Source organism: Halomonas sp. DN3 (genome assembly GCF_024137905.1).
GTDB classification, from domain to species: domain Bacteria; phylum Pseudomonadota; class Gammaproteobacteria; order Pseudomonadales; family Halomonadaceae; genus Halomonas; species Halomonas litopenaei.
The window spans coordinates 3,804,182-3,831,005 of record NZ_CP099965.1 but is presented as its reverse complement, the minus strand read 5'-3'; the positions used below and the strand labels follow the sequence as shown (position 1 = coordinate 3,831,005).

The following is a 26,824-nucleotide window of genomic DNA, read 5'->3' as shown; positions in this document are numbered from 1 at the left end:
ATCACGGCCTCGAACTGATCTTGCCCAGTAGCGCTGCTGCGGGTTTAGCTGCACCAGTTTCCAAGTCCATGCAGCGCTTGATGACGGCTGCCATACGCTTCACGTCGCAGCCAGTGACGAGGACTTCGGTATGGTAGCGGTCGAGTTCGGAGCACGGAAGGAAAGGTCCGGTGCTGTCCCGGTACTGAGCGCAAAACTGCGCTGAGTCCGCATCAAGCTGATCAAACATGTTGCGGATGTCCCGCATCACGTTGTCGTGACACTTCTCTGTGAATTTCGCAATCTCTCGGCTGGACATGCTGAGGTTTTTTTGAAAGTTTACTGCTGCGTTCAAATACTATTCCTTTTTCGATTCTAAGGCCATTTTTTGCGCAGCATGCAGCACCCGCAAGATGGTAATCAATGCTTCAGACTCTCGGTAAACAACGATGTAGTTATCTGTGACAACCATCTCGCGTGTTCGAGGCTCCCTTCCTGGTTTATACAGCTTTGGATGGTCAGGGAGACGATCTACCTTGTTCTTTATATGATGGAAGAGTTTTAGAGCCGCATCAGGGGTGTCTTCAGAAATGTATTCAACAATCCCTGATGCGTCTTTAAGCGCCAAGATTGACCACTCAATCTTCACCATTGCGCTTGCTCTCTATAATGGCCTGGATATGGCTCATTGCGTGATCGTGTGGGATGCCCTGGCGTGTATCAGCCAGCGCCTCCTGTACCTTCATGCGAAACCAAGCATCATGCGCCTGGGGGTCACTGGTGAGTCCCGCTGGCAGCCCTCCTTCGGCGCTAACCCGTGTCAGGAGAATCCGTACAGCCTCCGACACCGTAAGACCCACTTTCGCAAGAGTTTCAGTGGCTTCTGCTTTCAGATCTTCGTCCACTCGAACATGCAGCATCGTTGTGCGGGCCATCGCCGTTGCCTCCTGGATGTGGATCCTTGAGTTTGTATCTCAATTGAGATGCAGTCAAGCTCAACCCTCTCTGAAGCCAACACTCATACAGCGCTTGCTCTTGATACCCTTCTGCAATACCTCGTCCAGCAAGCCGCTCAACAGTCTGTTTACGTTGTCATGACGAGACTCCAACAGTTCAGCGATCTCCAGGCTGGACATGGTGAGGTTTGTTTCAGCGTGTTAGCGGGCAGGGCGAAAGCACGGGCGGGTATGGTTCTTTCTGAGTGCGGCTAAGCTTGAACGCCCCTTATCGACAAGGTGCAAGTGTGATATGTGATCAATTAGGTATGAGACTACAGCTTCTGACCACTCTTCCTATCGATACTTTCGGCGTCCCATCCTTGGCATAGCTTCATCGCCAGCTTCTTGTCATGTTCTTCCCGCTTCTCCTTCTCAAAGTCCCACCCTCTTATCTTTGCGCGTATATCGTAGAACCAAACCATGGATAATATGAACACGAAGGGCATGCTTGTTACCAGACATAGCTTAAAAAGTTCAGTCATATTTACAATCCCTTTATCTTTAGGCCAAAGGCGATGATAACCCATACCCTTCAAACGCAGATGCCTCCCTTCCTCGCTATCATCAAGCAGTCTTGTCCGTCAACGTTCTTCTGTGCCCCATGGGCTTGTTTTGAGCGTGGATTACATGTTGGCTTTATCCCGCATATTTCAAACAGGGTGAGGGTGATGCTCGCCCTAGTTCATTCATGCATCCGCACGTGCTCACGATTTTCTGTGATCAATAGAGTATACCTGAGAGAGCACGGGCTAGAGAGGCCCGGATTCGCATTTATAAAGACTGATTTACAACTCAGATTTGAATCTTCGTGACTATCTGATTTACATGAAGAGCCATGATGACGCCGTGATCGAGATGTTGTGCGAGGATCCCGACATGGCGGTTGACTACTTGCGCACGGCCTTCGATGAGCTGGATCAGGAAGGTGGAGGGTCTGCCTTCCTGATGGCGCTCCGCCATGTGGTGGAAGCACGAGGCGGCATGATGGTTGTGGCCGAGCGTGCCGCAGTGTCACGCGAGAGCTTGTACCGGGCGCTTTCGAAGGGAAACCCGACCCTGAGCACCATGACTGCGGTGATCAAGGCAACCGGCATCCATTTTCATGAACTGACGGGTCAGGCTCCCGAAGTTGCCAACAAGCGATAGCGGGTTCGTTCAACGTCAAGTGCGGTTCCCTCGGGCCTGCTACCCGTCTTTTCGATCTCACCTGGTGCCTCACCATCGCGTCCAGCGGAGTTGTCGCTGCCCTGACCGCCCCCCTGTGCGCTAGTCCCGGGGCTCCCTCAGGCGCGTCAGGCCTTCCTGGGCGCTGGAGGCCACCAGTTCGCCTTTTCGATTGTAGATGCTGCCACGAGCCAGGCCTCTGGCGCCGCCGGCCCAGGGGCTGTCCATGTCGTACAGCAGCCAGTCGTTGACCGCCACGTCCTGGTGAAACCAGAGCGAGTGGTCGAGGCTGGCGATCTGCAGCTTGGGGTCGCCGAAACGGATGCCATGGGGCACCAGGGCGGTGGTCAGCAGGTTGAAATCCGAGCTGTAGGCGAGCAGGTAGCGATGCAGAGCGGGGTCATCGGGCAGCTCGCCATTGAGCCGGAACCACAACCGCTTGCGTGCGGGCGCGCCGTCCTCGGCGGTGTCTTCCACATGGCGAAATTCGATCGGGTGGCCTGGGAAGCGCAGGATCTCGTCGCTGTCGCCGGGCTCTGTTGCCTCGAGGGCGGGCATGCTGGCCTGGTGGCTCAGGCTGTGTTCCTGGCCATGGAAGGAAGCGCTGCAGAAGAAGATCGGACGGCCCTTCTGGATCGCGGTGATGCGGCGGGTGGTGAAGCTGCCTCCGTCACGAACGCGGTCGACCTGATAGACCACCGGCATGGCGGCGTCGCCGGGACGCAGGAAGTAGCCGTGCAGCGAGTGCACCTGACGCTCCGCCGCGACAGTCTGGGTGGCCGCTGACAGCGCCTGGCCCAGTACCTGGCCGCCGAACAGCTGGGGAAGCCCCAGGTCCTGGCTGCGTCCACGAAACAGGTTCTCTTCCAGCATTTCCAGGCCCAGCAGGTCTACCAGACCCTTCAAGGCGTCCGACATTCGCGTATCCTCCTTGCGCCGGGGTAGCCCGGCTGGTCGATGGCGGTGACACGGTGGCGATTGCCGTGCCCGCGACAATGGTTCAGCATTTGCCTGGGCTCAGTGTACGGGAGTGCAACACCTTGCGCAGTGACGAATTTTACATGCATCGAGCGCTGGAACTGGCGGAGCGGGCGGCCCAGGCAGGAGAGGTGCCGGTCGGTGCGGTGGTGGTGGACGCGGCCGGAGAGATCATCGGTCGCGGCGCCAATGGTCCCGTGGCGAGCCATGATCCCAGCGCCCACGCCGAGGTTCAGGCGCTCAGGGACGCCGGGGTGAGCCTGTCGAACTATCGGCTCGAGGGCTGCACACTGTACGTGACGCTGGAACCCTGCATGATGTGCTCCGGTGCCATCATCCACGCCAGGATCCGGCGCCTGGTCTACGGTGCCGCGGAGCCTCGTTCCGGCATGGTCGAATCCCGAGCCAACCTGTTCGCCCAGCCCTGGCACTTCCACCAGGTGGAGGTCGACGGTGGGGTGCTGGCGAGCCGAGCCTCTCGCCTGCTCAAGACGTTTTTTGCCGAGCGCCGATGAGCCTTTGCCGAAGCGCAAAGCACTGAGGCAACGTCGGCGGAGCCGACAGGGTGCTCAAGACTCTCGTTACAGGCCTCGAGCCTCGCTCAGGCGGTGAAGGGCGGTGTGTCCAGGTCCGATGCGCCCTCGACGGTATCCGCAAAAAGCTCGACCCGATTGCGTCCCTGGTGCTTCGCTAGATAGAGCGCCTGGTCCGCCTGCTGTATCAGGCGTGCCAGATCTAGCGGTGCCTGGTCCTGGCATGCCACGCCCAGACTGATGGTCAGTGGCGTGCCGTCGTGATGAGCCAGCGGTGCCTGTCGGACGGCACGCCGCAGACGCTCGGCCACAGCGCTGGCTTCGGCTAGCCGTCCTTCGGGAATGATCACCAGAAACTCTTCCCCGCCGTAGCGTCCCAGCAGGCCGTCATCCCCCAGGGAATCCTTTGCAAGTCGACCAACCGCCTTGAGCACTCTGTCGCCTTCGGCATGGCCGAGGCAGTCGTTGATGCGCTTGAAGTGGTCGATGTCGACAAGAATGATGCTCAGGGGCAAGCGCTCACGCCAGGTCTGGGCGGTGGCCTGCAGGCGACGTCGGTTCGGCAGACCGGTGAGCTCGTCGTGATCGGCGAGCCAGCTGAGTTGCTGCTGCAGGCGATGGCGAGTACGGACCTCGCGGCGAAGGTCTCCGTTGGAGCGAGCAATCGCACGATGCTGGGAGGCCATCTGATGCTGACTGAACAATGTCAGATAGAGGAACTGGCTGAACAGCAGACCCAGCACCAGGGTGACGGCCGGAAGACGGCTGCGCAGACGCTCCAGCAGTCGCGTGTCGGGACGCAAGGACAGTTCGAGCGAGAGATATCTGGTTCCCGAGGTGGCTTCCCCATCACTGAGCGGGTCGAGAGGAATGGCCTCGAGGGGAAGCGAGACCGCCCATGGTGCCGGATGTCCCCGCATCTGCCACTCCTGGATCAAGCGCTCGTCATGGGAAAGGCGTACCTGCAGACTCCCCGTGCCAGCGGGGCCAGGCTGGTATATGCCAGCGGTCATGGTCGGCAGTGACAGCGTGGCCGCGAGCTGACCGAGTGGATGGCCGAGTGGGCGGTCATCGGCATGGGTGAGGGGTAACGAGAGCATGATCGCCAGCTCCGCCGGATGGGTGTAGGCGGCAAGTCGAGGCTCGAGAAAGACGCGGGTAGGGGGCGAGTCGGTACGATGGACGGTGGTCGTGCTGGGCTCTGATTTACCCTCTAACCTGGATTCTGACCCGGACCCGGTATTCTGTAGTCCTTCCAGGTGAAGGGATGTCAGGTAGGGAAAGTGATGTTCCAGTGGCTCGGTCAATTGTTGCCAGCGCTCGGAGCCGAGGGGCACAGGTGACTGCGACAGAAAGACTCGAAGTTGCTGTAGAGAGTGCAGAACGTCATTGAATTCGCTGGCCAGGCGTTCCTCCATGGCACGGCCTTCGCGCTGTCCTAGATATTGCAGTTCGTCATCGGCCTGAACCTCCAGGTACTGCCAAAGCGCCAGGGTCATCACGACCAGAAGTGTCGAGGGCCAAAGACCCTGTCTGAGGCTGTCGCGGGTGGGACGCCAGCCGCTTACCACGCCCACCCACTGGCCGGCCAGCAGCAGGCCGAGGACGGCGGTGACGGGGAGCGAGTGGGCGTGCAGCAGTGCCGCTGAAGGCAGCCAGCGATGCAGTGGTGTCTGGTCCACCAGCAACAGCAGGAAACAGGACATGTGGAGCAAGGGGACGCCCAGGCTCGAGCGCGTGCGCGCCAGTATCCCCAGGGTCAGCAGCGTCAGCACGACTAGTTCGACCAGCGGCGGGCGCCAGTCCAGCAGAGTCGAAGGCGCTGTCAGCCAACGGAAGGGTTCGGACAGGCGCTCCAGTGACAGCCAATCGTCCGGTGCACAGGTGCCGAATAGCAGAGTGAGCAGGCACAGACACAGTGGCCATAGCACCAGGGCACTGGTGAAGACCCCCTTGCGTGTCCATTGCCATTGACCGATGGCGACGATAAGGGCCAGCGCCAGGGTCGTCTGATTCGCCGGCAGAGAGGCAACCCGAGTATCGAGCACGGCAAGGGAGGCGACTGCCAGTACCAGAGCGAGCAGGGTTAGCCCCTGGCTCAGCAATCTGTAGTGACGAACAACGTGTATCGAGGTGAACCACATTCAGGCGTTCCAACCCTGGCGGCTCGCGGCCTGACTGGCCGCGCTACGACCAGCTTACCCAGGCGCTGATCGAGGCTCAGGAAGAAGTGCGCCGCCTCGCGCCAATGGGGTTGACCTGAGTCATGAGTGCAACAGGCCGTTGGGCTCTGTGGCCTCGCTGGTCTCAGCAACGGGCGCCGCCTCGGCGATCTCCACCCGATTGCGGCCCAGCCGCTTGGCACGGTACAGCGCCATATCCGCTCGATGCAGCAAATCCCTTGGCACAACGGTACCTTCGGTCTGGGTGATCAGGCCGATACATACCGTCATGGGAGTGCCGTCTTGGTGTTGCACGCCGCAGGCCTGAACCTCCCGCCTCAGGTGTTCTGCCCAGTCATGTACCCAGGCGATATCGCCCAGTGGCAGATAGACCACGAATTCCTCGCCGCCGTAGCGGGCCAGCACCCCGCCCTGGGGAAGCAGCTTCTGCGCGCAGGCGGCGAAACGCTTGAGCGCCTGGTCACCGGCCCGATGGCCTTGTTGGTCGTTGATGCGCTTGAAATGGTCGAGGTCGCATAGCAGCAGGCTGAGTGGGTTCTGACCGGCATCCTTCGGCAGGCTGGCGAGAAAGGTGCGTCGATTGGCCAGGCCCGTGAGGTCGTCGTGTCCTGCCAGCCATTCGATGTTTTTCTGCAGGCGTGAACGACGCCGCATCTCTCGGCGTAGTTCGAGATTGGTATCGGCAATCTGGCGGTGCTGCTGGCGCTGCTGGTGCCGGCTGAACAACAGCAGATAGAGCAGTAGAGCCATGATCAGGCCAGTGCACAGCGTTGAACTCGGATAGTGCAGCTTCAGGTGCTTCAGCAACGGGCGGTTGGGGTGGAGCTCCAGGCTCAGGGTGTGGGACAGCAGACGAACATCGCTGACAAGCTTCCAGGGCGAATTCGTCGCTGACGCCGGTACCCGCCATAGGGTGCTGTCGCCGTCTTTCAAGGTCAGCGTCATGGCGTCCGGTATATCGGCGAGCGCGGGTATCAAGTTGGCGGCGAAGGCATCCAGGCTGAAGACCATGGCGACCGAACCCAGCAGCCGACCACCATCCATCGTGTGGATCGGCAGAAAGTGGATGATGCCCCAGCCTCCATCGGGCAGTGGCAGGATATCGGATGACACAGCGTCGCGCTGGTGAAAGCTCTGCTGCAGCTCTTTCGCCCACGGCCTGTCGAGGGTCCCGTCCAGCAACCGGATACCTTGATAGGCCTGGTGGAAGCTATCGTCGGGATAGAGGTGCTGGACCCGCCCGGAGGGATCGATCAGGGCCAGCAGGGGCAGCTCCGGAAAGTCGTGCAGAAAGCTCTGGGCTTCGTGGTGCCACATCGATGCCGAGGGCAGGCGTTGATCGATCTCCCAGACCAGATGAAACCGATGCATGGCTCGAAGGGTGTCGTCGATGCGGCCTGTCATCGTCGCCGACAGGCGATCGGCTTCACGCTGGGCACGTTCAAATAGCTGTCGATTGGCCTCGTTGTCCTGTTGGCACCACAGCAGAATCGTTGCCGAGGCAATCAGAAGACCGGGGCCCAGGGCGCGCAACACGCTCGGCAGGTTGTGGCGCCAGCCGGTCACCACCGCGAGGAACTGGGTCAGCAACAGCAGCCCGCTGCCCGCCAGCGCCCGGGGCCCCGCAGGTGGGGTCAGTGGTGGCAAGGCCTCGGGTGATGCCTGCTGGAACGCCAGGGTCCCCCACAGCAGGGCGGCGATGGCGTGAAGCAAGGGGGTACCCAGGCTGGCACGGGTGCGCAGGGCAAGACTCAAGGCCAGACACGCCAGAAGCAGGCTGTCGGCCAACCCAGGCGATTGCCAGGCAAGCGGCAGGCCGACAGCCTCGAGGGGCGCCAAAGGATGGAAACTGGCCAGAGACAGCCAGCTCTGGGGCATGATTTCGCCGGCCACGTCGATCAGCAAGGCGCCCAACACCGCCACCACCAGCGTCAGGCTCAAGCCCAGCCGCTGGCGGTACCAGGCTAGTTGAGCAAGCCCGATCAAGCCGCCCAGTACCAGGGTGGACAAGGTGGTCGAGGCGGTAGTCCCGGCGAGGCTGGCGCTCAAGCCAGCGATGTAAAGTGCCAGGGATAACAGTGTCAGCGGGGTTCCGAGACGCAGCATGTACCCATTTTCCAGGCGAGGATCTGGCGGTTGTTGGACGTTGTGGTCAGCGAAATATCTCGCCGAACCGATCAGCGAGAAGAAAAGACGTTAGGGGGATTGTGCTGGAAAATGCGGCCAGGTGGGCGCGGAACCGTGACTTTCCTGATATGGATCAAGGACATCGAGGGGGCAGGTGGGTGTCTGGTTGGCGCCGGGTGTTGAGGCCGCGCGCCAGATCCGCGCGTCCGCGCGGGGCCGCGTTTAAACAGGAGAGCGCTCAGGCAGGTGATCCACAAACCTCGATGCGATTTCTCCCCTGTCGCTTGGCGCCTGGTGTTGAGGCCGCGTGCCAGATCCGCGCGCCCGCGCGGGGCCGCGTTTAAACAGGAGAGCGCTCAGGCAGGTGATCCACAAACCTCGATGCGATTTCTCCCTTGTCGCTTGGCTCGATAAAGCGCCAGATCCGCGCGGTGGAGCAGGTCTTCGGCGATCAGGTCGCCGGCGCCGTGGCTCGCGATGCCGATGCTCACCGTCATGGGGCGCCCATCGGCATGCTCAACGCCGCAGTTCATCACGCTCTGGCGAAGGGACTCGGCGATCTCGACGGCCTCGTCCGCGGCCACCCCGGTCAGCAGGGCGACGAATTCCTCGCCGCCGTAACGGGCCAGCACCACCCCTTCGGGCATCGCCAGGCGTCCCACTCGGGCGAAGCGACGAAGCGCCTCGTCCCCCGCCTGGTGGCCGAGCTGGTCATTGATGCTCTTGAAGTGATCGATGTCACACAGAAGAACGCTCAGCGGGCGGCACTCCTGCTGTTCTCGCAAGGTCGACATGAACAGGCGGCGATTGGGCAGCAGCGTCAGCTCGTCGTGGCCGGCCAGCCACTCCACCTCACGCTGCAGTTCGGTACGATGGCGGACCTCTCGGCGCAGCTCCTCGTTGGAGCGGTACATCGACGAGTGTTGTACCGACATGCGGTGGTGGCCGAATACCACCATGTACAGCAGGTAAGCCAGCAGCAGCCCGATGCTGAGACTGGCCACCGGCTGGCGCGAACGCAGACCCAGCAGGTAGCCGGTGGAGGCGTTCAAGGCGACGGTCAGCTCTTGTTCGTCAAGAGCAAGCAGGCTCAGCGTGGTCCATGGGCCTGGCGACTCGCTGGTCGGCCAGTCGCGGATGGTGTCACCGTCCACGGCAAAGCGCATGCGGATATGGTCACGGTCCAGCAGGGTCTCGGCGTAGAGCTTGTCGGCCAGCACCGGGAGGCTGAGCACCATGGCCGCAGCGCCGGTGACGCGCTGCTGGTCGGGGGAGGTGATCGGCAGGTAGTAGATCATGCCGGGCATCCCCTGCAGCAGTGGCACGACGCCGGTGTGGCCCTCCTGGTTGTCGGAAAGTGCCTTCGCCAGTGCGTCGATGTAGGGGCGGTCCACGTCTAGTGCATTGATGCCGATGATCGCCCGGTTGCTGTCATCGCGTGGGTGGACAAGGCGGATGGTACCGTCGGCTTCGATATAGGCGATGTTGAGAAAGTAGCTGAAGTCCTGGTGGTAAAAGGCGGCCTGGCGCTCCCACTCTTCGGCGCTGGGGGCCTCTTCCAGCAGGCTCCAGAAGCTGGCGAAACGTCTCACTGCCTCCAGGTGGGCCGTTATCTCGGCGCCAAGCTGAGTCGCCAGACGATCCGCTTCCCCCTGCAGCTCGTCTTGAAGCTGCTGGTCCACGTAGACACGTTGCTGGTTCCAGACGAACAGACTGACCAGCACCAGGGCGAGCGAGGGGATCAGGCTGCGCAGGATGCTGATCCGGGTGTGGCGCCACCCCGAGACCACGCCGACGAACTGGGCAACCAGCAAGAGCGCCAGCAACAGCATGCTGGCGGGGGTGCCTGCCAGGTTCTGCGGCGAGCGGATCTCCTCGGTGATCACCAGCAGCGCTTCGGTGACCAGTAACAGCGCCGCCAGCGCCTGCAGCAGCGGGGCGGCCAGACTCGCCCGGGTGCGCCCCAGCAGCCCGCCAGTCAGCGCCAGCAGGATGAGCAGCTCCATCAAGGGCGGTCGAAGATCGTCGAGGCCCTGGACCCCGGGTAGCCACGATGCCCATTGGTCGAGCGTGACGTAAGGGATCAGGGCTTCGGGCAGCAGGTAGCTGGCCAGGCCCAGCAGCAGGATCGCCAGCACCGGCAGCAGACACACGACCGACATCCTCACCCCGCGCCAGTACCACACCGCCTGGCCGAAGCCGGTCAGCAGCAGCAGGGTCCAGCTGACACTGTGGCTCTGATCCTGGATCATCGAGGGATCGACGATCAGTCCCGCCGTGGCCAGCAGGATGACCAGCAGCGTCATGGACAGGGCAATTCGAGACATGAAGGCAAGGTGTCCTAGGGCATGGGGGGCACGAGTTCGAAGATCTCGGCGTCGGCTTGATCGGGCAGGCGGGCATTCAGCTGGTGGAACTGCTGCTGGCTGCGATCGACGTAGTCGAGGATCTCGAGATAGCGGCGAATATTCTGCACATAGATGACCGGTTCGCCACCCCTTGCGTAGCCGTGGCGTGTCTTGCTGTGCCACTGGCTTTCCTGCAACAGCGGCAGCGCTTCACGCACATCACGCCACAGATCCGGGTTGCCACCCCGCATGCGAGTGATGTCACGGGCGTCATAGAGGTGGCCGAGGCCCACGTTGTAGGCCGCGAGTGCCATGTAGAGGCGGTCCTCACCGGTGATCGACTCGGGCAATCGCTGTTCGACGCTGCGCAGATAGCGTGCGCCGCCCTCGATGCTCTGGGCCGGGTCGAGCCGGTTCGATACTCCGACTTCTTCGGCGGTGGCGTTGGTCAGCATCATCAGACCACGCACCCCGGTGGGCGACGTCGCCTCGGGGTCCCAGTGGGACTCTTGATAACCCACCGCTGCCAGCAGCTTCCAGTCGAAGTGCTGGGTGCGGGCGGCCTCTCGAAACAGGGCATCGAATCGTGGCAGGCGGTGGTTGACGTGGTTGATGAAGACCCGGGCGCCGACGTACTCGAGATAGTCATCATGACCGAAATAGCGGGCGGTAAGGCGGTCGAGTTCACCGTCTGCGCGAAGCTCGTCGAAGAACGTATTGGCGCGTTCGATCAGCGCCAGACCGTCTTTCCCGGAGAAGGCCCAGGCCATGGTCACCGGCTCGCCGACGTCGAAGCCGTCTTCCACTTCGGGGAAGAACAGACGATTGAGGCGGAACTGGTGGGCGTACACCACCGCGGCGTCCAGCTCGCCATCCTCGATGCGCCTGAGCAGCGAGGCGATCTCCAGGTCTTCCGCTTCCTTCCAGCTGAGGCGAGGGTGCTCGCGCTGCAATTCGTGCATGACGCGGCTGATGCCGGTGCCCTTGGCGATGCCGATGTTCCAGTCCTTGAGGTCATCGAGCGCCTTGGGCGGCTGCAGTCCTCGGCGATACACCACCATCGGCTGCATCGACAGGATCGGGCGCGAAAACACCAGGCCTTCTGCCAGCGGGTCCAGCGGCAGGGCGGCCGCGCCGAGGTCGCCCTGGTGGCGCACCGCGTCGAGCACGCTCTGCACATGGTGGTCATCGCTCAGGTTCAGGCTGACCCCGAGGCGGTCGGCGAAGCGACGCATCAGTTCGTACTCGAAGCCGGTAGGTCCCTGGCGCCCCTCGTAGTAGGTAAAGGGGGTATTGCGGGTGTGCACGGTGATGAAATCACGTGCCAGTACTCGCTCCAGGGCAGCGCTTGAGGAGGGGCCGGGCGGTGTTGGCCAGAGCGCCCACAGCAGGCCCAGGCCACTGGTGGCAAGGATGCGCAGGCGCCGCGCATGACGGAAACCGTCCTTCATCGGGGCAAAATCGCTCATGGTGGAGCGCCCACCTTACCCAGCCCACGGGGCGCTGTCATCCGCATCGATTTCTCGCACCCGTCGGTTTCCAGTATCATATGCCGTCTCGCCCGCCGCGGCCCCCTTCTTTTATCGCTGATCTTCAGAGGCTCCTGGATATGCTCGAACTGCGCGGAGCGCCCGCCCTGTCCACCTTCCGTCACGCCAAGCTGCTGGCTCAACTGCGTGTGTCCGTCCCCGAGATCGAGGCGCTGCACGCCGAGTATGTGCACTTTGCCGATCTGGAGCGGGAGCTCGATGCCACCGAACTGAGCCTGCTCGAGCGCCTGCTCGACTACGGGCCGGCACAGCAGGATAGCGATGTGGAGGGGCTTGCGTTGCTGGTGGTGCCACGTATCGGCACCCAGTCTCCCTGGTCATCCAAGGCTACCGACATTGCCCATAACTGCGGTTTGACCCAGATCAACCGCTTGGAGCGCGGCATCCTCTATCGCATCAAGGTGCGCGGTACGCTGAAGGAAGCCCACTTCGACGCCATCGTCGCCGGCCTGCACGACCGCATGACCGAGACGGTGCTGCGAGACAGCTCCGACGCCGCCACCCTGTTCGCCCACCATGAGCCGGCGCCGCTGGGCCAGGTGGACGTGCTCGAGGGTGGCCGTACTGCGCTTGAGGTCGCCAATCGCGAGCTGGGGCTCGCCCTGGCCGAGGACGAGATCGACTACCTGGTCGAGGCGTTTGTCGAGCTGGGCCGCAACCCCAGCGACGTCGAGCTGATGATGTTCGCCCAGGCCAACTCCGAGCACTGCCGCCACAAGATCTTCAACGCCGACTGGGTCATCGACGGCGAGGCCCAGAGCCACTCGCTGTTCAAGATGATCAAGAACACCTTCGAGGCCTCGCCGGACGGCATTCTGTCGGCCTACAGCGACAATGCTGCGGTGATCAAGGGCAGCGAGGCGCGTCGCTTCTTCGCCACCCCGCTGACCGGTCGTGACGGTGAGCGCGCCAGCTACGGCGGGGAAGTGGAGCCGATCCACATCCTGACCAAGGTCGAGACCCACAACCACCCGACCGCCATCGCGCCTCATCCCGGTGCGGCCACCGGTGCCGGCGGCGAGATCCGCGACGAAGGCGCCACCGGCATCGGCGGCAAGCCCAAGGCGGGGCTGACCGGCTTTACCGTGTCCAACCTGCGTATCCCCGAGTTCGTGCAGCCCTGGGAGGCGTTCGACTACGGCAAGCCCGAGCGCATCGTCAACGCCCTGGAGATCATGCTCGAGGGCCCCATCGGCGGCGCCGCCTTCAACAACGAATTTGGCCGTCCCAACCTCACCGGCTACTTCCGTACCTACGAGCAGGACGCCCTCGGTGCCAGCGGCATCGAGCGTCGCGGCTACCACAAGCCGATCATGATCGCCGGCGGCTACGGCAACATCCGCGAACAGCACGTGGCCAAGGGCGAGATCCCGGTGGGCGGCAAGCTGATCGTGATGGGTGGCCCTGCGATGTTGATCGGGCTCGGCGGCGGCGCAGCGTCGTCGATGGCCTCCGGCTCGTCGAGCTTCGATCTCGACTTCGCTTCTGTTCAACGCGACAACCCCGAGATCGAGCGGCGTGCCCAGGAGGTCATCGACCGCTGCTGGGCGCTGGGTGACGACAACCCCATCTGCTTCATCCACGACGTAGGCGCCGGTGGTCTGTCCAACGCCTTGCCGGAACTGGTCAAGGACGGCGATCGTGGTGGTCTGTTCAGCCTGCGTGAGGTGCCCAACGCCGAGCCCGGCATGAGCCCGCTGGAGATCTGGTGCAACGAGGCCCAGGAGCGCTACGTGCTGGCGGTGGCACCTGCGGATCTCGAGACCTTTGACGCCCTGTGCCGGCGTGAACGCTGCCCCTACGCGGTGGTCGGCGAGGCCACCGCAGAGCACCACCTGGCGGTGGTGGACGGCCACTTCGACACCCGCCCGGTGGACCTGCCGATGAGCGTGCTGTTCGGCAAGCCGCCCAAGATGCAGCGTGGGTTTGAGCGTGCGCCGCTGGAGCTGCCCGGTGTGATGCTCGACAACCTGGACCTGCGCGAGGCGCTGGATCGGGTGCTGCGTCTGCCCACCGTGGCCTCTAAGAGCTTCCTGATCACCATCGGCGACCGCTCGATCACCGGCCAGGTCGCGCGTGACCAGATGGTCGGTCCCTGGCAGGTGCCGGTGGCCGACGTGGCGGTGACCACGGCAAGCTTCGATACCCACGCCGGTGAGGCCATGGCCATGGGCGAGCGGTCGCCGGTGGCGCTGATCGACCCCGCCGCCAGCGCACGCCTGGCGGTGGCCGAGTCGATCACCAACCTGGCCGCTGCCCCGATCGCCCAGCTTGGCGACATCAAGATGTCGGCCAACTGGATGAGCGCGGCGGACCATGAAGGCGAGAACCAGGCGCTGTATGACGCCGTGCACGCCGTCGGCATGGAGCTGTGCCCGGCGCTGGGCATCGCGGTGCCGGTGGGCAAGGACTCCATGTCCATGCGCACCGCCTGGGAGCAGGACGGTGAGCAGAAGGCAGTGACCTCGCCGCTGACCCTGGCGATCACCGGCTTCGCTCCGGTGACCGACGCCATGAAGACGCTGACCCCGCAGATTCGCCTCGACCAGGACGAAAGCGACCTGCTGCTGATCGACCTGGGCGCCGGCAAGAATCGTCTGGGCGGCTCCGCCCTGGCCCAGGTCTACGGTCAGGTCGGCAACGACTGCCCGGACCTGGACGACGCCGAGGACCTCAAGGCCTTCTTCAGCGTCATCCAGGGGCTCAACGCCGACGGTCGACTGCTGGCCTACCACGACCGCAGCGACGGTGGCTTGATCGTCACCCTGCTGGAGATGGCCTTCGCCGGTCGCGCCGGGCTCGAGATCAAGCTCGACTGGCTGATCGACGAGGCCGCCGAGGCGGTGGACGCGCTGTTCAGCGAGGAGTTGGGGGCGGTCATCCAGGTCAGCCGTGAGCACACCGAAGAGGTGCTGGCCCAGTTCGCCGCCGCCGGCATCGAGACCTGCGGCGTCATCGCCCGTCCGCGCTACGACGACCAGATCCGCGTGACCCTGTTCGAGGAGCCGTTGCTGGAGACCACCCGGCAGCTGACCCAGCGCACCTGGAGCGAGACCAGCTACCGCCTGCAGGCTCTGCGCGACAACCCCGAGTGCGCCAAGAACGAGTTCGACAACCTGCTCGACACCCGTGACCCGGGCCTGAGTGCCAGCCCGACCTTCGACGTCGACGAGGACATCTGCGCGCCCTTCGTCAACAGCGCACGTCCGCGTGCCGCCATCCTGCGCGAGCAGGGCGTCAATGGTCACCTGGAGATGGCCTGGGCCTTCGACAAGGCCGGTTTCGAGGCGGTCGACGTGCACATGAGCGACCTGCTCGAGGGACGTGTCGGCCTCGACGAATTCAAGGGGCTGGCCGCCTGCGGTGGCTTCTCCTACGGTGACGTGCTCGGCGCCGGCGGTGGCTGGGCCAAGTCGGTGCTGTTCAACCCCCGTGCCCGCGAGCAGTTCGCCGACTTCTTCGCGCGCGACGATAGCTTCGCACTCGGCGTGTGCAACGGCTGCCAGATGCTGTCCCAGCTCAAGGAGCTGATCCCCGGCGCCGAGAACTGGCCGCGCTTCGTGCGTAACGAGTCCGAGCAGTTCGAGGCCCGAGTGGCCATGGTGCAGGTGGAGAAGACCCCGTCGATCCTGCTGGCCGGCATGGAAGGCTCGCGCCTGCCCATCGCCGTGGCCCATGGCGAGGGCCGCGCCGAGTTTCGCGATAGCGCCCACCTGCGCAGCATGCAGGGCTCGGGCCAGGTGGCCCTGCGCTATATCGACAACTACGGCCAGTGCACCACCCGCTATCCGGCCAACCCCAACGGCTCGCCCTCCGGTATCACCGGCCTGACCACGCCGGATGGCCGGGTGACGATCATGATGCCCCACCCGGAGCGGGTGGTGCGTGCCGTCACCAACTCCTGGCGGCCGGCCGAGTGGAGCCAGGACGGCGCCTGGCTCAGGCTGTTCCGCAATGCCCGGGTGTGGCTGGGCTGATCCTCCAGTCCCTCCAGTCCCTCCAGACCCACGACAACGCCGCCTGCGGGCGGCGTTGTCGTATCCGGGACAAAGTCAGGTGTTGTATCGAGCGGCGCCAGGTGCCAAGTTGAAGTTCCCGCTTTCGCAGTTTCGCCCCTTTATCGATCACCTGACCGGCCACTTTATCGACGGAGCTTCCATGTCCTCATCCACCCAGCGCAGTTTTCATGACCGCTTGAGCGTCTCCCTGATCGACCATGTGGCACGGGTACATCTCGAGCGGCCCGATCGCCACAACGCCATGGATCCGCCGATGATCGACGCCCTGCTCGAGGTTCAGCGCTGGCTCGGCGAGCGGGTGGGCCTGCGCGCCGTGGTGCTTACCGGCGAGGGCGAGAGCTTCTGCTCGGGACTGGACGTGGCCTCGGTGGTGGCAAGCCCCGAGCGCGTGGCCTGGCTGCTGACGCCGGACGCCAGTGGGGTCAATCCGGCCCAGCGCCTGGCGCTTGGCTGGCGCGACCTGGGAGCACCGGTGGTCGCGGCGCTGCATGGTCACGTCTTTGGCGCCGGCCTGCAGATGGCGCTGGGTGCCGATCTGCGTATCGTCCACCCGGAGGCGACGCTGGCGCTGCCGGAGATCGAGTGGGGGCTGATGTCGGATATGGCGGTCAGCGTCACCGCCGCCGCGCTGCGTCAGGACGTGATTCAGGATCTGATGCTGACCGGCCGCCATCTGGCCGGCGACGAGGCCATGGTGCTGGGGCTGGCCTCGCGGCTGGACGAGGACCCACGCGAGGCGGCGCTGGAGCTCGCCGTGTCCATGGCCCGGCGCTCGCCCAAGGCGGTGGCCGCGGCGCGTCGGCTGTGGCGAGAGGCGCCGCGCCTGGATGAGCGCGGACGCTTGGCCATGGAGGCCGAACTGCAGCGCAACCTGCTGGCCGGGCGCGAGCAGCGAGAAGCGACCCGGGCACGCCTGGACGGTCGCCCACCACGCTTCGATTGAGCGCCGGCGGCCTATGCCGCAAGCCAACGACAAGGCCCTCGCGGGTATCGCCCGCGAGGGCCTTGTCTTGCAGTCACCTTCCGATAGGGGTCAGGTTCCGGTAGCCCCCTCGACTGGCGACGGAGGATGGATACGGAACAGGGTGGCGTAGATCACCGGCAGGATCACCAGGGTCAGCAGGGTGGCCGCACCCAGACCGAACACGATGACCACCGCCATGGAGGCGAAGAAGGCGTCGCCGAACAGCGGGATCATGCCCAGCATTGTGGTGATCGCCGCCATGGACACCGGCCGTACCCGGCTGATGGCGGCGGCCATCACCGCATCGAAGGGCGCCTCGTACAGCGGCATCTGGATCTTGATCTCCTCGACCAGCACGATGGCGTTCTTGAGCACCATGCCCACCAGGCTCAGGGTGCCGAGCAGCGCCATGAAGGTGAAGGGGGCGTTGAAGGTCAGTAGACCGCCGACGATACCGATCACGGTCAAGGGCACGATGGCCCAGATCGCCAGCGACTGGCGCAGGTTGCCGAACAGCAGCATGGTCAGGATGAACATGCCGAGGATGCCCAGCGGCAACAGCTTGAACAGCGCCTTCTTGGCGTCACGCGAGGTCTCGTCCTCGCCGCCCCAGCCCAGGTGGTAGCCCTCGGGGAGATCGATGGCCTCGATCTGGGGCTTGAGCCGCGCAAGGATGTTGGCCGCCGTCTCGCCGGACAGCGGTAGCGGCTCGGCGTAGACCGCCAGCATGCGCTGACGATCGCGACGCTTGATCAGCGGATCATGCAGCTGGGTCTCGAGCGGCCCCAGCACACTGCCGGCGCTGATGTAGGTCTGCTGCTCGGCGCTCCAGACGTTGAGGCTGGCGATGTCGTTGAGGCCGTAGCGCTCTTGCCGTTCATCGCGCAGCACGATGGGGATCAGGTCGGAGCCCTCGCGGTAGACGCCGGCCATCTGGCCGTCGTTGTGGATCAGCAACGCCTGGTGCAGCGCCTGGCGGGTGACGCCGACGCGCCGCGCCTGCTGCTCGAGAAACTCAGGCGTCAGCTCCTCGACCCGATTTCCCCAGGACAGGCGGATACTGTCGACGAAGGGATCGGCGCGGAACACCTCGCTGACCTCGGTGGCGAGCTTGCGCAGGGTATCCGGGTCCGGGCCGTACAGGCGCGCCTCCAGGCTGGCCTTGGCCGAAGGGCCGACCTGCAGCGCCTGGACCTTGTACTGCACCTCGGGGTAGTCATCGCGCAGCAGGGTGATGATCTCGGCCATGCGCCTGGCCCGGCTGTCGAGATCCTCGGTCTCGACAATCAGCTGGCTGTAGCTCGGATAGCGGTCCTCGGGCGAGTAGGTCAGGGTGAAGCGCTGGGCGCCGCCGCCGATCACGCTGGTCACGTGGGTGACCTGGTCCATCTTCGCCACCTGGGCCTCCAGGCGCGAGGCCACCCGCTCGCTCTCGAGAATGTCGGTGCCCTCCGGCATCCACACATCGACGAAGAACAGCGGTGTGGTGGAATCCGGGAAGAAGGCGTTCTTGATGTTGGAGGACAGCGCGAAGGCACCGACCAGAAGGCCCACGCAGACCGCGATGGTCAGCCAGCGAAAGCGAATGCCCTTGTCGACCAGCCAGCCGAACAGCTGGAAGATCACTCCCTTGTAGGGATCCTCGTGACTGTCGCCGTCGCCGATCTCACGATCCTTGAAGAAGATGTCGAAGAAGAAGGGGGTCAGCGTCAGGGCGGTGATCCAGCTCAGCAGCAGCGAATAGAACAGCACCCAGAACAGCGAGCCCACCAGTTCGCCGGTGGCGTCCGGCGACAGGCCGATGGGGGCGAAGGCGGTGATGGCGATGGCGGTGGCGCCGAGCAGTGGCAGCCAGTTCTGGCCGGCCACCTCCTTGGCTGCCTCGAGCTTGCTCTTGCCCTTGCCAAGGCCGATCAGCATGCCTTCGGTGACCACGATGGCGTTGTCCACCAGCATGCCCAGGGCAATGATCAGGGCCCCCAGCGAGACCTTCTGCAACTGCAGGCCGTGGGCGGCCATCAGCATCAGCGTGCCGAGGATGGTGATCGACAGGATCAGCCCCATCAGAAGGCCGGAGCGCAGGCCCATGAACACCAGCAGCACCACGATGACGATGCCCACCGACTCCATCAGGTTGATGACAAAGCCGGACACCGCCTCCTTGACCACCTGGGGCTGGTGGTAGACCGGAGTCAGCTGCATGCCCAGCGGCAGGCGGGATTCCAGTTCGGCCAGGCGGGCGTCCACCGCCTCGCCGACCTTGACCACGTTGACCCCGGACACGAACGACAGGCCAAGCGAGATCGCCGGCTTGCCGTCAGCATGGTAGAGCTGGCCGGGACGGTCGGTGAGCGCGCGCGTCACCGTGGCGATGTCGCCCAGGTGCACCGGGTTGGCGCCGGGGCGACCGACGATCAGGTCCTCCAGCGCCTCGACGCTTCTGAATTCACCGCTGGGCTGCAACGAGATGATCTTGCCGTGTCGACGCACGCTGCCGGCGTCGGCCACCGCGTTCTGGGCGTTGAGCAGGCCGATCAGCGCATCCGGGGGAATGTTCAGAGCCTGCATGCGCTCGCGGTTGAGCGAGATGGTCACCTGCTCCGGGCGATCACCGGCGATCACCACCTTCTTGACGCCCTCGATCAGGCGCAGTTCGCGCTGCAGGAAGTCGGCCTGATTCTTCAAGTCGTAAAGGCTGTAGTCATCGCCGGATAGATTGAACAGCAGACCGTAGACGTCGCTGAAGTCGTCCACCACCAGCGACTCCGAGGTGCCGGGGGGCAGGCCCGCCTGGGCGTCGCCGATCTTGCGCCGAAGCAGGTCCCAGTACTGGGGCAGGGCAGTGCCCTGGACGTCGGTGTCGAGCTCCACCGTGATCTGGGAGAGCCCGGCGCTGTTCACCGAGCTGACCCGCTTGAGGTTGGGGATCTCCTGGATCGCCTTTTCCAGGCGCAGCGTCACTTCTTCCTCGACCTGCTGCGGGCTGGCGCCGGGGTAGGCGGTGCTGACCAGCGCCATGCGGATGGTGAAGTCGGGAAACTCCAGCTGGCCCAGGCCCAGAAAGGAGACGATACCGCCCACCGACAGCAGGATCGTGACCATCCAGCTGATGGTCTTGTTGCGCAGAAAATAGCCGACCATGACCTAGAGCCCCTCTTCCTGGGTCCAGGCGGTGACGCGAAGACCTTGGCGCATCAGATGAGCGCCGGCGCCGACCAGTCGGTCGCCGGCCGCCAGGTCGCCGGCGATGAAGATGCCGTCGTCGCTGGCGGTGCGGACCTGTACCGGTACCGCTTCCACCTTGCCCGAGGCTTCGTCGTCGGCGATATAGCGCCACACCACCGTGGCCTCGGGGTCGTCCTCCAGGGTGACCATGGTGCCCAGCGGCACCCGCCACAGGCCGTCGCTTTCGCCGGTCAGGGCGTTGAGGTCCATCGATACCACGGCGCTCATGCCGGCCAGCACGTAGACGTCGTCCGGCGTCGGCAGGGTCAGGGTGACGGTGTAGCTGAGGGTGCCGCTGGAGGCGCGGGTATCGTGCTCCTTGTAGCGCGCGGGGAAACGACGCTCGTCATCGCCGAAGCGCACCCAGGCGACGCTGTCGGCCTTCTCGAGGGCGGCACGCACGCGTTCCAGATCGAGCTGGCGGATCTGCTGTTCGGGCAGGTCGAAGGTCACGTCGATATTGCCGGGCTGCTGCAGCACCGCGATGGTCTGCTGGGGGGCCACCACCTGGAAATTGTCCACCGGCACACTGGCGATGACGCCGTCGAAGGGTGCCTTCAGCTCGGTGTAGCCGAGCTGGTCCTTGGCCAGGTCGAACTGGGCCTGGGCCGACAGGAAGGCCGCCCGAGCTTCATCGAAGGCGGCACGGCTGATGGCGCCTTTTTCCAGCGATATCTGCATGCGGCGGTAGGTCGCCAGCGCCAGGTCGTAGCTCGACTGGGCGTTGGACAAGGCGTTGCGGGCGTCGCGGTCGTCGAGCAGGGCGATACGCTCGCCACTGGTCACCGCCTGGCCGGCCTGGACGTTCAATTCCTTGAGTTCCCCGCCGATGCGAAAGGCCAGGTCGGTGCGTTCGGAGGCCTCGACCACACCGGGGTAGCGAGTCAGGGAGCGATTGCCCATCTCGTCCAGGGTGAGCAGCTTGACCGGGCGGGTGACCTGCTTGGCCAAGGGCGGATCTCCCTCGGAGCAGCCCTGCAGCAGGGGCAGACCGGCAAAGACGAGCAGGGAGGCCATCTGACAGAGTTGGCGAAGCGACATGGCTGAGTCCTTGAAGACGGAGCCGCTTGACGTGCGGCGTGACTCGCCGAGGCCGGTGCCCCAGGGCTGCCCGGAGGGTGGGGGAGGGGCAGGCCCTGTTGTGGAGCATCGAGCGCTTGGCGTAGAGTGCGTCGGTTCGACGCGCAGGCGCCTATGCTACTGGCGCCGAGTGCACGCTGATGTGCCCTGGATCAATATTTGCCGAACCCTGCAGAGGAAAGGCGTCGTCATGCCCCAGACCGAGTCCCGGCTCCCGCCATCGTCGCCTCCCGCCTCCGCAGGGCCAGAGCTGCGGCCCTATCAGCGTGAGGCGGTGAAACGCGTCATCGGGCACTTTCGTCAGTCCGATGAGCCCGCGGTGGTGGTGTTGCCCACCGGCAGCGGCAAGTCACTGGTCATCGCCGAACTGGCCCGCCTGGCCCGAGGGCGGGTGCTGGTGCTGGCCCACGTGCGTGAGCTGGTCGAGCAGAATCATGCCAAGTACCTGGCCTACGGCCTCGAGGCGGACATCTTCAGCGCCGGACTCGGGCGCAAGGAGAGCGCTCGCCAGGTGGTGTTCGGCTCGGTGCAGTCGGTGGTTCGCCACCTGGACGCGGTAAGCGACGAGCAGAACGCCCATGGCCCCTTCACCCTGCTGGTGATCGACGAGTGTCACCGGGTATCGCTGGACGCGGACTCCTCCTATCGGCGGGTCATCGACCATCTGCGTTCTCGCAATCCCTCGCTCAAGGTGCTGGGATTGACCGCGACTCCGTATCGGCTGGGCCAGGGCTTCATCTACCACCGCCACCACCACGGCATGGTGCGCGGTGACGCGGACAGCTTCTTTGGCGACTGCGTGTTCGAGCAGCCGCTGCGGCTGATGGTGCGCCAGGGCTACCTGGCAAGCCCGCTCAAGGTGGATGCGGCGGTGGCCCGCTACGACTTCTCGCAACTGTCGCCGGGGACCGGTGGGCTATATCGCGAGGAAGAGCTCAATCGCGTGGTGGCCGGGCACCGGGCCACGCCGGGCATCATCGCCGAGGTGATCGAGCGGGCGCGGCAGCGCGAGGGGGTCATGCTGTTTGCGGCAAGCGTGGCCCACGCCGAGGAGATCCTCGGCTATCTGCCGGCACAGGCCTCGGCACTGATCACCGGCGATACCGACAGCGACGAGCGCACCCGGCTGATCGAGGACTTCAAGGCGAAACGGCTCAAGTACCTGGTCAACGTCTCGGTGCTGACCACCGGCTTCGATGCGCCCCATGTGGACCTGATCGCGATCCTCAGGCCCACCGAGTCCGTCGGCCTGTACCAGCAGATCGTCGGGCGGGGGCTCAGGCTCTCGCCCGGCAAGCGCGACTGTCTGATCCTCGACTACGCCGGCAATCCCTGGGACCTGTATGCGCCGGAGGTGGGCAGCCCGCGACCGGACAGCGACAGCGAGCCGGTGCAGGTGCCCTGTCCGCTGTGTGGCCACGCCAACCTGTTCTGGGGCAAGCGCGATGGCGAGCTGGTGATCGAACACTTCGGCCGTCGCTGCCAGGGCCTGGTCGACGCCGAAGGCAGGGCGCTGGCCGCCGCCGAGCCAGGGGCGCGCCAATGCGACTTTCGTTTTCGCTTCAAGACCTGCGGCGACTGTGGCGCCGAGAACGATATCGCCGCCCGACGCTGCCACGGTTGCCAGACGCTGCTGGTGGACGCCGACGACAAGCTGCGCGAGGCCTTGAAGCTCAAGGACGCCAGGGTACTGCGGGTCAGCGGCATGCTGCTCGAGTCCACCGTCAATGGGCGGGGGCTGCCGCGGCTCAAGGTCACCTACCATGATGAGGATGGCGCCACCCTGGCCGAGTGGTTCGCACTGGAGACGCCCGCCCAGCGGCGGGCCTTCGAGGCGGTGTTTCTGCGTGATCACGCCCGGGCGCCCGGTGTGCCCTGGTCGCCGACGTCACCCGATCAGGTATGTCGCGAGCAGCAAAGGCTCAGGGCCCCGGATTTCGTGGTCGGGCGCAAGGTGGGGCGTCACTGGCAGGTGCGTGAAAAGCTGTTCGACTACCGCGGCCGCTATCGCACCGCCGACAGCGCCGACTGAAGTGCCGCCTGAAGTGCCGCCTGAAGCGCCGACTGGGCCTCGCTGATTTAGCCAGATCGCGCGGAGCTTGATAGACTGGGGGATTGGTGGCGCCTCGGTCCAAGCGGCCGCATCCTCCCTTGTTCATCGTAACCACTACCATGGCAACCCAGGTCCCCCACGCGTGAGCGACTCGCCGACGACACAACAACCCCAGGGTGGGACTGACGAGGAAGGTGCAGCGGCTCGGCCTGACACCGAGGGCGATTTCGATGCCCAGGCTCAGGCCCAGGCCGGTGCGGCCCCTCACGCCGAGGTCGAAGCCCACGCCCAGGTGCTGGGACGCCTGTTCGATGAGCCGATCACCGAGCTGCCCGAGGATCTGTACATTCCCCCGGAGGCGCTCAGGGTCTTTCTCGAGACCTTCGAGGGACCGCTTGACCTGCTGCTCTATCTGATTCGCCGGCAGAATCTGGATATCCTGTCGATCAATGTGGCCGCCATCACCCACCAGTACATCGAGTACGTGGAACTGATGAAGGCCATGGAAATCGAACTGGCCGGCGAGTACCTGCTGATGGCGGCGATGCTGGCCGAGATCAAGTCGCGCACCCTGTTGCCGCGCCCGCCCAGGAGCGAGGACGGTGACGAGGACGAAGACCCCCGCGCCGAGCTGATTCGCCGCCTGCAGGAGTACGAGCGGCTCAAGCTCGCCGCCGAGGCCCTGGCGGAGTTGCCCCGGGTTGGACGTGACTGGTTTCCGGCCCGGGCGGCGCTGCCCCCGGTGGAGGCCCGGATCATCCATCCGGACGTCGAGCTCGATGAATTGCTTGGCGCACTGGCCGGCATTCTGCGCCGGGCCGAACTCAACCAGGCCCACCAGATCGAAAGTGAAGTGCTGTCGACCCGGGAGCGCATGCTGGCGATCATGGAGCGCCTGACCCATGAGCACTACACCCCCTTCGAGGCGTTGTTCTCGCTTGATGAGGGCAGGGCCGGGGTGGTGGTGACCTTCATGGCGATCCTGGAACTGGCCAAGGAGGCGATGATCGAAATCGTCCAGAATGCGCCGATGTCGCCGATCCATGTCAGGGCGCGGTTGGCCGAGGACGGCGACGAAGATCCGTACGAAGGGCTCGAGGACGAGGGCGAGAGCGCCTTCGACGACGAAACCTTCGGCGATACCTTCGGCGATGCCTCTGATGATGCCTTTGATGATGCCTTGGACGATAGTGCCGCCGAGGACAGCGCTGTTGACGACGAGGCGGGCGACGACAGAGCCTTCGATGATGCTGGTGAACCGGATAGGCGTATCGGTCAGTCGGTTGACAAGACACAGGGAGATGAGCCCGCATGAGCGTGATGGAGACGCCCGATGCGTTGGACGACATCGTAGAGGCGGCGCTGCTGGCCGCCGGCCAACCGCTGGCGCTGGACCGCCTGGAACAGCTGTTCGATGAACACGAGCGCCCGCCGCGACGGGCGCTCAAGGAAGCGCTGGAGCGATTGTCCGAGCGTCACCTCAGAGGCGCCATGGAGCTGATCGAGACCGCCTCCGGGTACCAGCTGCGCATTCGCCCGCGGCTGGCCAACTGGGTCGCCCGGTTGTGGGACGAACGCCCCCAGCGCTATTCCCGGGCGCTGCTGGAGACGCTGGCGCTGATCGCCTATCGTCAGCCGGTGACCCGGGGCGATATCGAGGAGGTCCGCGGGGTCACGGTGAGCGGCTCGATCATGCGCACCCTGCTCGATCGTGGCTGGATTCGCGTGGTCGGGCACCGAGACGTGCCGGGACGACCGGCGGTGTTCGCCACCACCCGTGGCTTTCTCGACGATTTCGGGCTCAAGACCCTCGACGAGCTGCCGCCGATGCACGAGCTCAAGCAGTTCGAACAGTTCGACACAGAGGACGAGCCACCGCCTCCGCCCTCGGCGCTGCTGGCCCAGGCCGACGAGCCGCTGGACGACGATGGTGAGACCGCCGAGGGTGAAACTGCCGAGGGTGAACCCACTGAAGATGGAAGCGCTGAAGATGGAAGCGCTGAAGTTGGCAGCGCTGAAGCTGGCAGCGAAAGAGGCGAGACCGAGGAAGGCGAGGCATCATCGCCCGATAAGGATGAAGTGACGGCTTCCCGCGAGGAAGCCGAGACGACGGCGGGCCAAGCGCCCGACGTCAATGAACCGACGGCCGGGACGGCCGACGACGAGCACGCCGGGATGGCGTCAGAACGGGCTCGCCTGAGCTTTGCCGATCTGGAAGCCAGGCTGTCCGAACGCGCCCGGGGCCGCGTCGATGATGACGCTGCCTCGGGGGTGGAACCCACAGAGAGTGAGAACGACGAATGACGACCACCAGCGAAAAACTGCAGAAGGTGCTGGCGCGTGCCGGCCTGGGATCCCGCCGGGAGATGGAGGCCGCCATCGCCGATGGCCGGGTCAAGGTCAACGGCAGCGTGGCGACCCTGGGCGACCGAGTGGAGGCCCGTGACCGGGTCAGTTTCGATGACCGACCGATCACCCTGCGCGCCGCCGACGAGGTGCCAAGGCGGGTGATCATGTACAACAAGCCCGAGGGCGAGCTGTGCACGCGCAAGGATCCAGAGGGGCGGCGTACGGTATTCGACCGCCTGCCGCGCCTCAAGGGCGAGCGCTGGATCGCGATTGGCCGCCTGGACATCAACACCAGCGGGCTGTTGCTGTTCACCACCGACGGCGAGCTGGCCAATCGGTTGATGCATCCTTCCACCGAGATCGAGCGCGAATACGCGGTGCGAGTCATGGGGGAGGTCAAGCGCGAGCACGTGGTGGCCATGGTCGAAGGGGTGATGCTCGAGGATGGCCCGGCACGCTTCAGCGACGTCCAGGAGTTCGGTGGCGAGGGCATCAACACCTGGTTCCACGTGGTCATCATGGAAGGCCGCAACCGCGAGGTCAGGCGTCTGTGGGAGTCCCAGGGGCTGACCGTCAGTCGCCTCAAGCGGGTCCGCTACGGCAACATCTTCCTCGACAAGCGGGCCAAGGCCGGCGAGTGGACCGAGCTTTCTCAGGACGAGGTCGACGACCTGGCCGGACTGGCGGGACTCGAATCGCGCAAGGTGCCTGAGTTGACGCCGGACGAGAAGAATCGCTGGAGCCGCGACAAGAACAAGCGTCGCCCGGTGCACACGATGAAGCGTGGCGGCAAGCCGGATCGCGGCGACAAGAAGCGCTAAAGATACGGTAATCGAAAAAAACACTTGCGTCGAAAGGGGCATATCCGTAATATCTGCACCCGTTCGGAAGGGTCGTTAGCTCAGTTGGTAGAGCAGTTGGCTTTTAACCAATTGGTCGTAGGTTCGAATCCTACACGACCCACCATCCGAACCTGTGCATGGTCAGGACGATGTCCTGTCATGATCGGGTCGTTAGCTCAGTTGGTAGAGCAGTTGGCTTTTAACCAATTGGTCGTAGGTTCGAATCCTACACGACCCACCAGATTCACGGCCCTCGCTGCTTGCAGCGGGGGCCGTTTTTCGTGTGCGCAGTCCGCGGTTGGAGCCGCCGCCGCAGCCACGACGGCGCTGTCAGCCTGAACAGAGCGTTCCTCAAGCGGCGCGAGTACGCCGCGCCGACGGCGTCGAGCCGATGCCATCGTGTCGGCAGGGAGTCGAGAACAGGTATGCCGC

At 64.5% G+C, this 26,824-nt stretch carries 18 protein-coding genes and 2 tRNA genes; 10 read left to right on the top strand and 10 right to left on the bottom strand.

The window, feature by feature from the left end; translation table 11 throughout:
- Position 1 precedes the first annotated feature (1 nt).
- Genes NKF27_RS16475 through NKF27_RS16465 form a run of 3 tightly spaced genes read right to left on the bottom strand, consistent with a single transcriptional unit; the run spans position 2 to position 914 of the window.
- Positions 2-334 carry a Rha family transcriptional regulator gene (locus NKF27_RS16475; protein WP_253553360.1) on the bottom strand — a complete coding sequence of 111 codons (333 nt, stop codon included), beginning with the start codon at positions 332-334 and terminating at the stop codon, positions 2-4.
- Between the two features lie 3 nt (positions 335-337).
- The gene (locus tag NKF27_RS16470; RefSeq protein WP_253553357.1) at positions 338-631 is read right to left on the bottom strand and encodes a type II toxin-antitoxin system RelE/ParE family toxin; all 294 of its coding nucleotides are present in this window, start codon (positions 629-631) and stop codon (positions 338-340) included.
- A complete protein-coding gene (locus NKF27_RS16465) occupies positions 618-914 on the bottom strand; it encodes a type II toxin-antitoxin system RelB/DinJ family antitoxin (RefSeq protein ID WP_253553354.1) in 297 nt (98 codons plus the stop codon). The genes NKF27_RS16470 and NKF27_RS16465 overlap by 14 nt, the downstream gene beginning before the upstream one ends.
- An 888-nt stretch (positions 915-1,802) precedes the next feature.
- Between NKF27_RS16465 and NKF27_RS16460 the strand changes: the two genes are divergently transcribed.
- The gene (locus NKF27_RS16460; protein ID WP_253553351.1) at positions 1,803-2,123 is read left to right on the top strand and encodes a DNA-binding protein; all 321 of its coding nucleotides are present in this window, start codon (positions 1,803-1,805) and stop codon (positions 2,121-2,123) included.
- A 120-nt stretch (positions 2,124-2,243) separates the two neighbouring features.
- On the opposite strand, the gene NKF27_RS16455 is transcribed toward NKF27_RS16460, so the two are convergent.
- A complete protein-coding gene (locus tag NKF27_RS16455) occupies positions 2,244-3,059 on the bottom strand; it encodes an acyl-CoA thioesterase II (protein ID WP_108132364.1) in 816 nt (271 codons plus the stop codon).
- A gap of 122 nt (positions 3,060-3,181) precedes the next feature.
- Between NKF27_RS16455 and tadA the strand changes: the two genes are divergently transcribed.
- Positions 3,182-3,634, top strand: coding sequence for a tRNA adenosine(34) deaminase TadA (tadA, locus tag NKF27_RS16450; RefSeq protein WP_253553337.1), 453 nt, complete (start codon positions 3,182-3,184; stop codon positions 3,632-3,634).
- Positions 3,635-3,720: 86 nt separating this feature from the next.
- On the opposite strand, the gene NKF27_RS16445 is transcribed toward tadA, so the two are convergent.
- From NKF27_RS16445 to mltF, 4 genes are all read right to left on the bottom strand, one after another.
- Positions 3,721-5,796, bottom strand: coding sequence for a GGDEF domain-containing protein (locus tag NKF27_RS16445; protein WP_253553334.1), 2,076 nt, complete (start codon positions 5,794-5,796; stop codon positions 3,721-3,723).
- 120 nt (positions 5,797-5,916) lie between these two features.
- Positions 5,917-7,941 carry a diguanylate cyclase gene (locus NKF27_RS16440; RefSeq protein ID WP_253553332.1) on the bottom strand — a complete coding sequence of 675 codons (2,025 nt, stop codon included), beginning with the start codon at positions 7,939-7,941 and terminating at the stop codon, positions 5,917-5,919.
- Positions 7,942-8,318: 377 nt separating this feature from the next.
- Positions 8,319-10,289 carry a diguanylate cyclase gene (locus NKF27_RS16435; RefSeq protein ID WP_253553320.1) on the bottom strand — a complete coding sequence of 657 codons (1,971 nt, stop codon included), beginning with the start codon at positions 10,287-10,289 and terminating at the stop codon, positions 8,319-8,321.
- A gap of 14 nt (positions 10,290-10,303) precedes the next feature.
- The gene (gene mltF / locus NKF27_RS16430) at positions 10,304-11,779 is read right to left on the bottom strand and encodes a membrane-bound lytic murein transglycosylase MltF (protein ID WP_253553317.1); all 1,476 of its coding nucleotides are present in this window, start codon (positions 11,777-11,779) and stop codon (positions 10,304-10,306) included.
- A gap of 140 nt (positions 11,780-11,919) precedes the next feature.
- On the opposite strand from mltF, the gene purL reads away from it, so the two are divergent.
- Together purL and NKF27_RS16420 are read left to right on the top strand one after the other, a co-directional pair.
- Entirely contained in the window at positions 11,920-15,837 is a 3,918-nt protein-coding gene (purL, locus tag NKF27_RS16425; protein ID WP_253553303.1) for a phosphoribosylformylglycinamidine synthase, read from the top strand.
- Between the two features lie 109 nt (positions 15,838-15,946).
- Positions 15,947-16,822 carry a crotonase/enoyl-CoA hydratase family protein gene (locus tag NKF27_RS16420; RefSeq protein ID WP_253553301.1) on the top strand — a complete coding sequence of 292 codons (876 nt, stop codon included), beginning with the start codon at positions 15,947-15,949 and terminating at the stop codon, positions 16,820-16,822.
- Positions 16,823-16,912: 90 nt separating this feature from the next.
- On the opposite strand, the gene NKF27_RS16415 is transcribed toward NKF27_RS16420, so the two are convergent.
- Entirely contained in the window at positions 16,913-19,984 is a 3,072-nt protein-coding gene (locus NKF27_RS16415; RefSeq protein WP_253553297.1) for an efflux RND transporter permease subunit, read from the bottom strand.
- Positions 19,985-19,987: 3 nt separating this feature from the next.
- The gene (locus tag NKF27_RS16410; RefSeq protein WP_253553294.1) at positions 19,988-21,109 is read right to left on the bottom strand and encodes an efflux RND transporter periplasmic adaptor subunit; all 1,122 of its coding nucleotides are present in this window, start codon (positions 21,107-21,109) and stop codon (positions 19,988-19,990) included.
- A 229-nt stretch (positions 21,110-21,338) separates the two neighbouring features.
- Between NKF27_RS16410 and NKF27_RS16405 the strand changes: the two genes are divergently transcribed.
- From NKF27_RS16405 to NKF27_RS16380, 6 genes are all read left to right on the top strand, one after another.
- Positions 21,339-23,180 (top strand): DEAD/DEAH box helicase, encoded by a 1,842-nt coding sequence (locus NKF27_RS16405; protein ID WP_253553291.1) that lies wholly within the window; start codon positions 21,339-21,341, stop codon positions 23,178-23,180.
- Between the two features lie 163 nt (positions 23,181-23,343).
- Positions 23,344-24,516 (top strand): ScpA family protein, encoded by a 1,173-nt coding sequence (locus tag NKF27_RS16400; RefSeq protein ID WP_253553288.1) that lies wholly within the window; start codon positions 23,344-23,346, stop codon positions 24,514-24,516.
- Positions 24,513-25,505 carry an SMC-Scp complex subunit ScpB gene (scpB, locus tag NKF27_RS16395; protein WP_253553285.1) on the top strand — a complete coding sequence of 331 codons (993 nt, stop codon included), beginning with the start codon at positions 24,513-24,515 and terminating at the stop codon, positions 25,503-25,505. The genes NKF27_RS16400 and scpB overlap by 4 nt, the downstream gene beginning before the upstream one ends.
- Entirely contained in the window at positions 25,502-26,371 is an 870-nt protein-coding gene (rluB, locus tag NKF27_RS16390) for a 23S rRNA pseudouridine(2605) synthase RluB (protein ID WP_045991996.1), read from the top strand. Before scpB ends, rluB begins: the two co-directional genes overlap by 4 nt.
- A 69-nt stretch (positions 26,372-26,440) precedes the next feature.
- Positions 26,441-26,516 (top strand) — tRNA-Lys (locus NKF27_RS16385).
- A 41-nt stretch (positions 26,517-26,557) separates the two neighbouring features.
- Positions 26,558-26,633: transfer RNA gene (locus NKF27_RS16380), tRNA-Lys, on the top strand.
- The last annotated feature ends 191 nt before the right edge of the window (positions 26,634-26,824 follow it).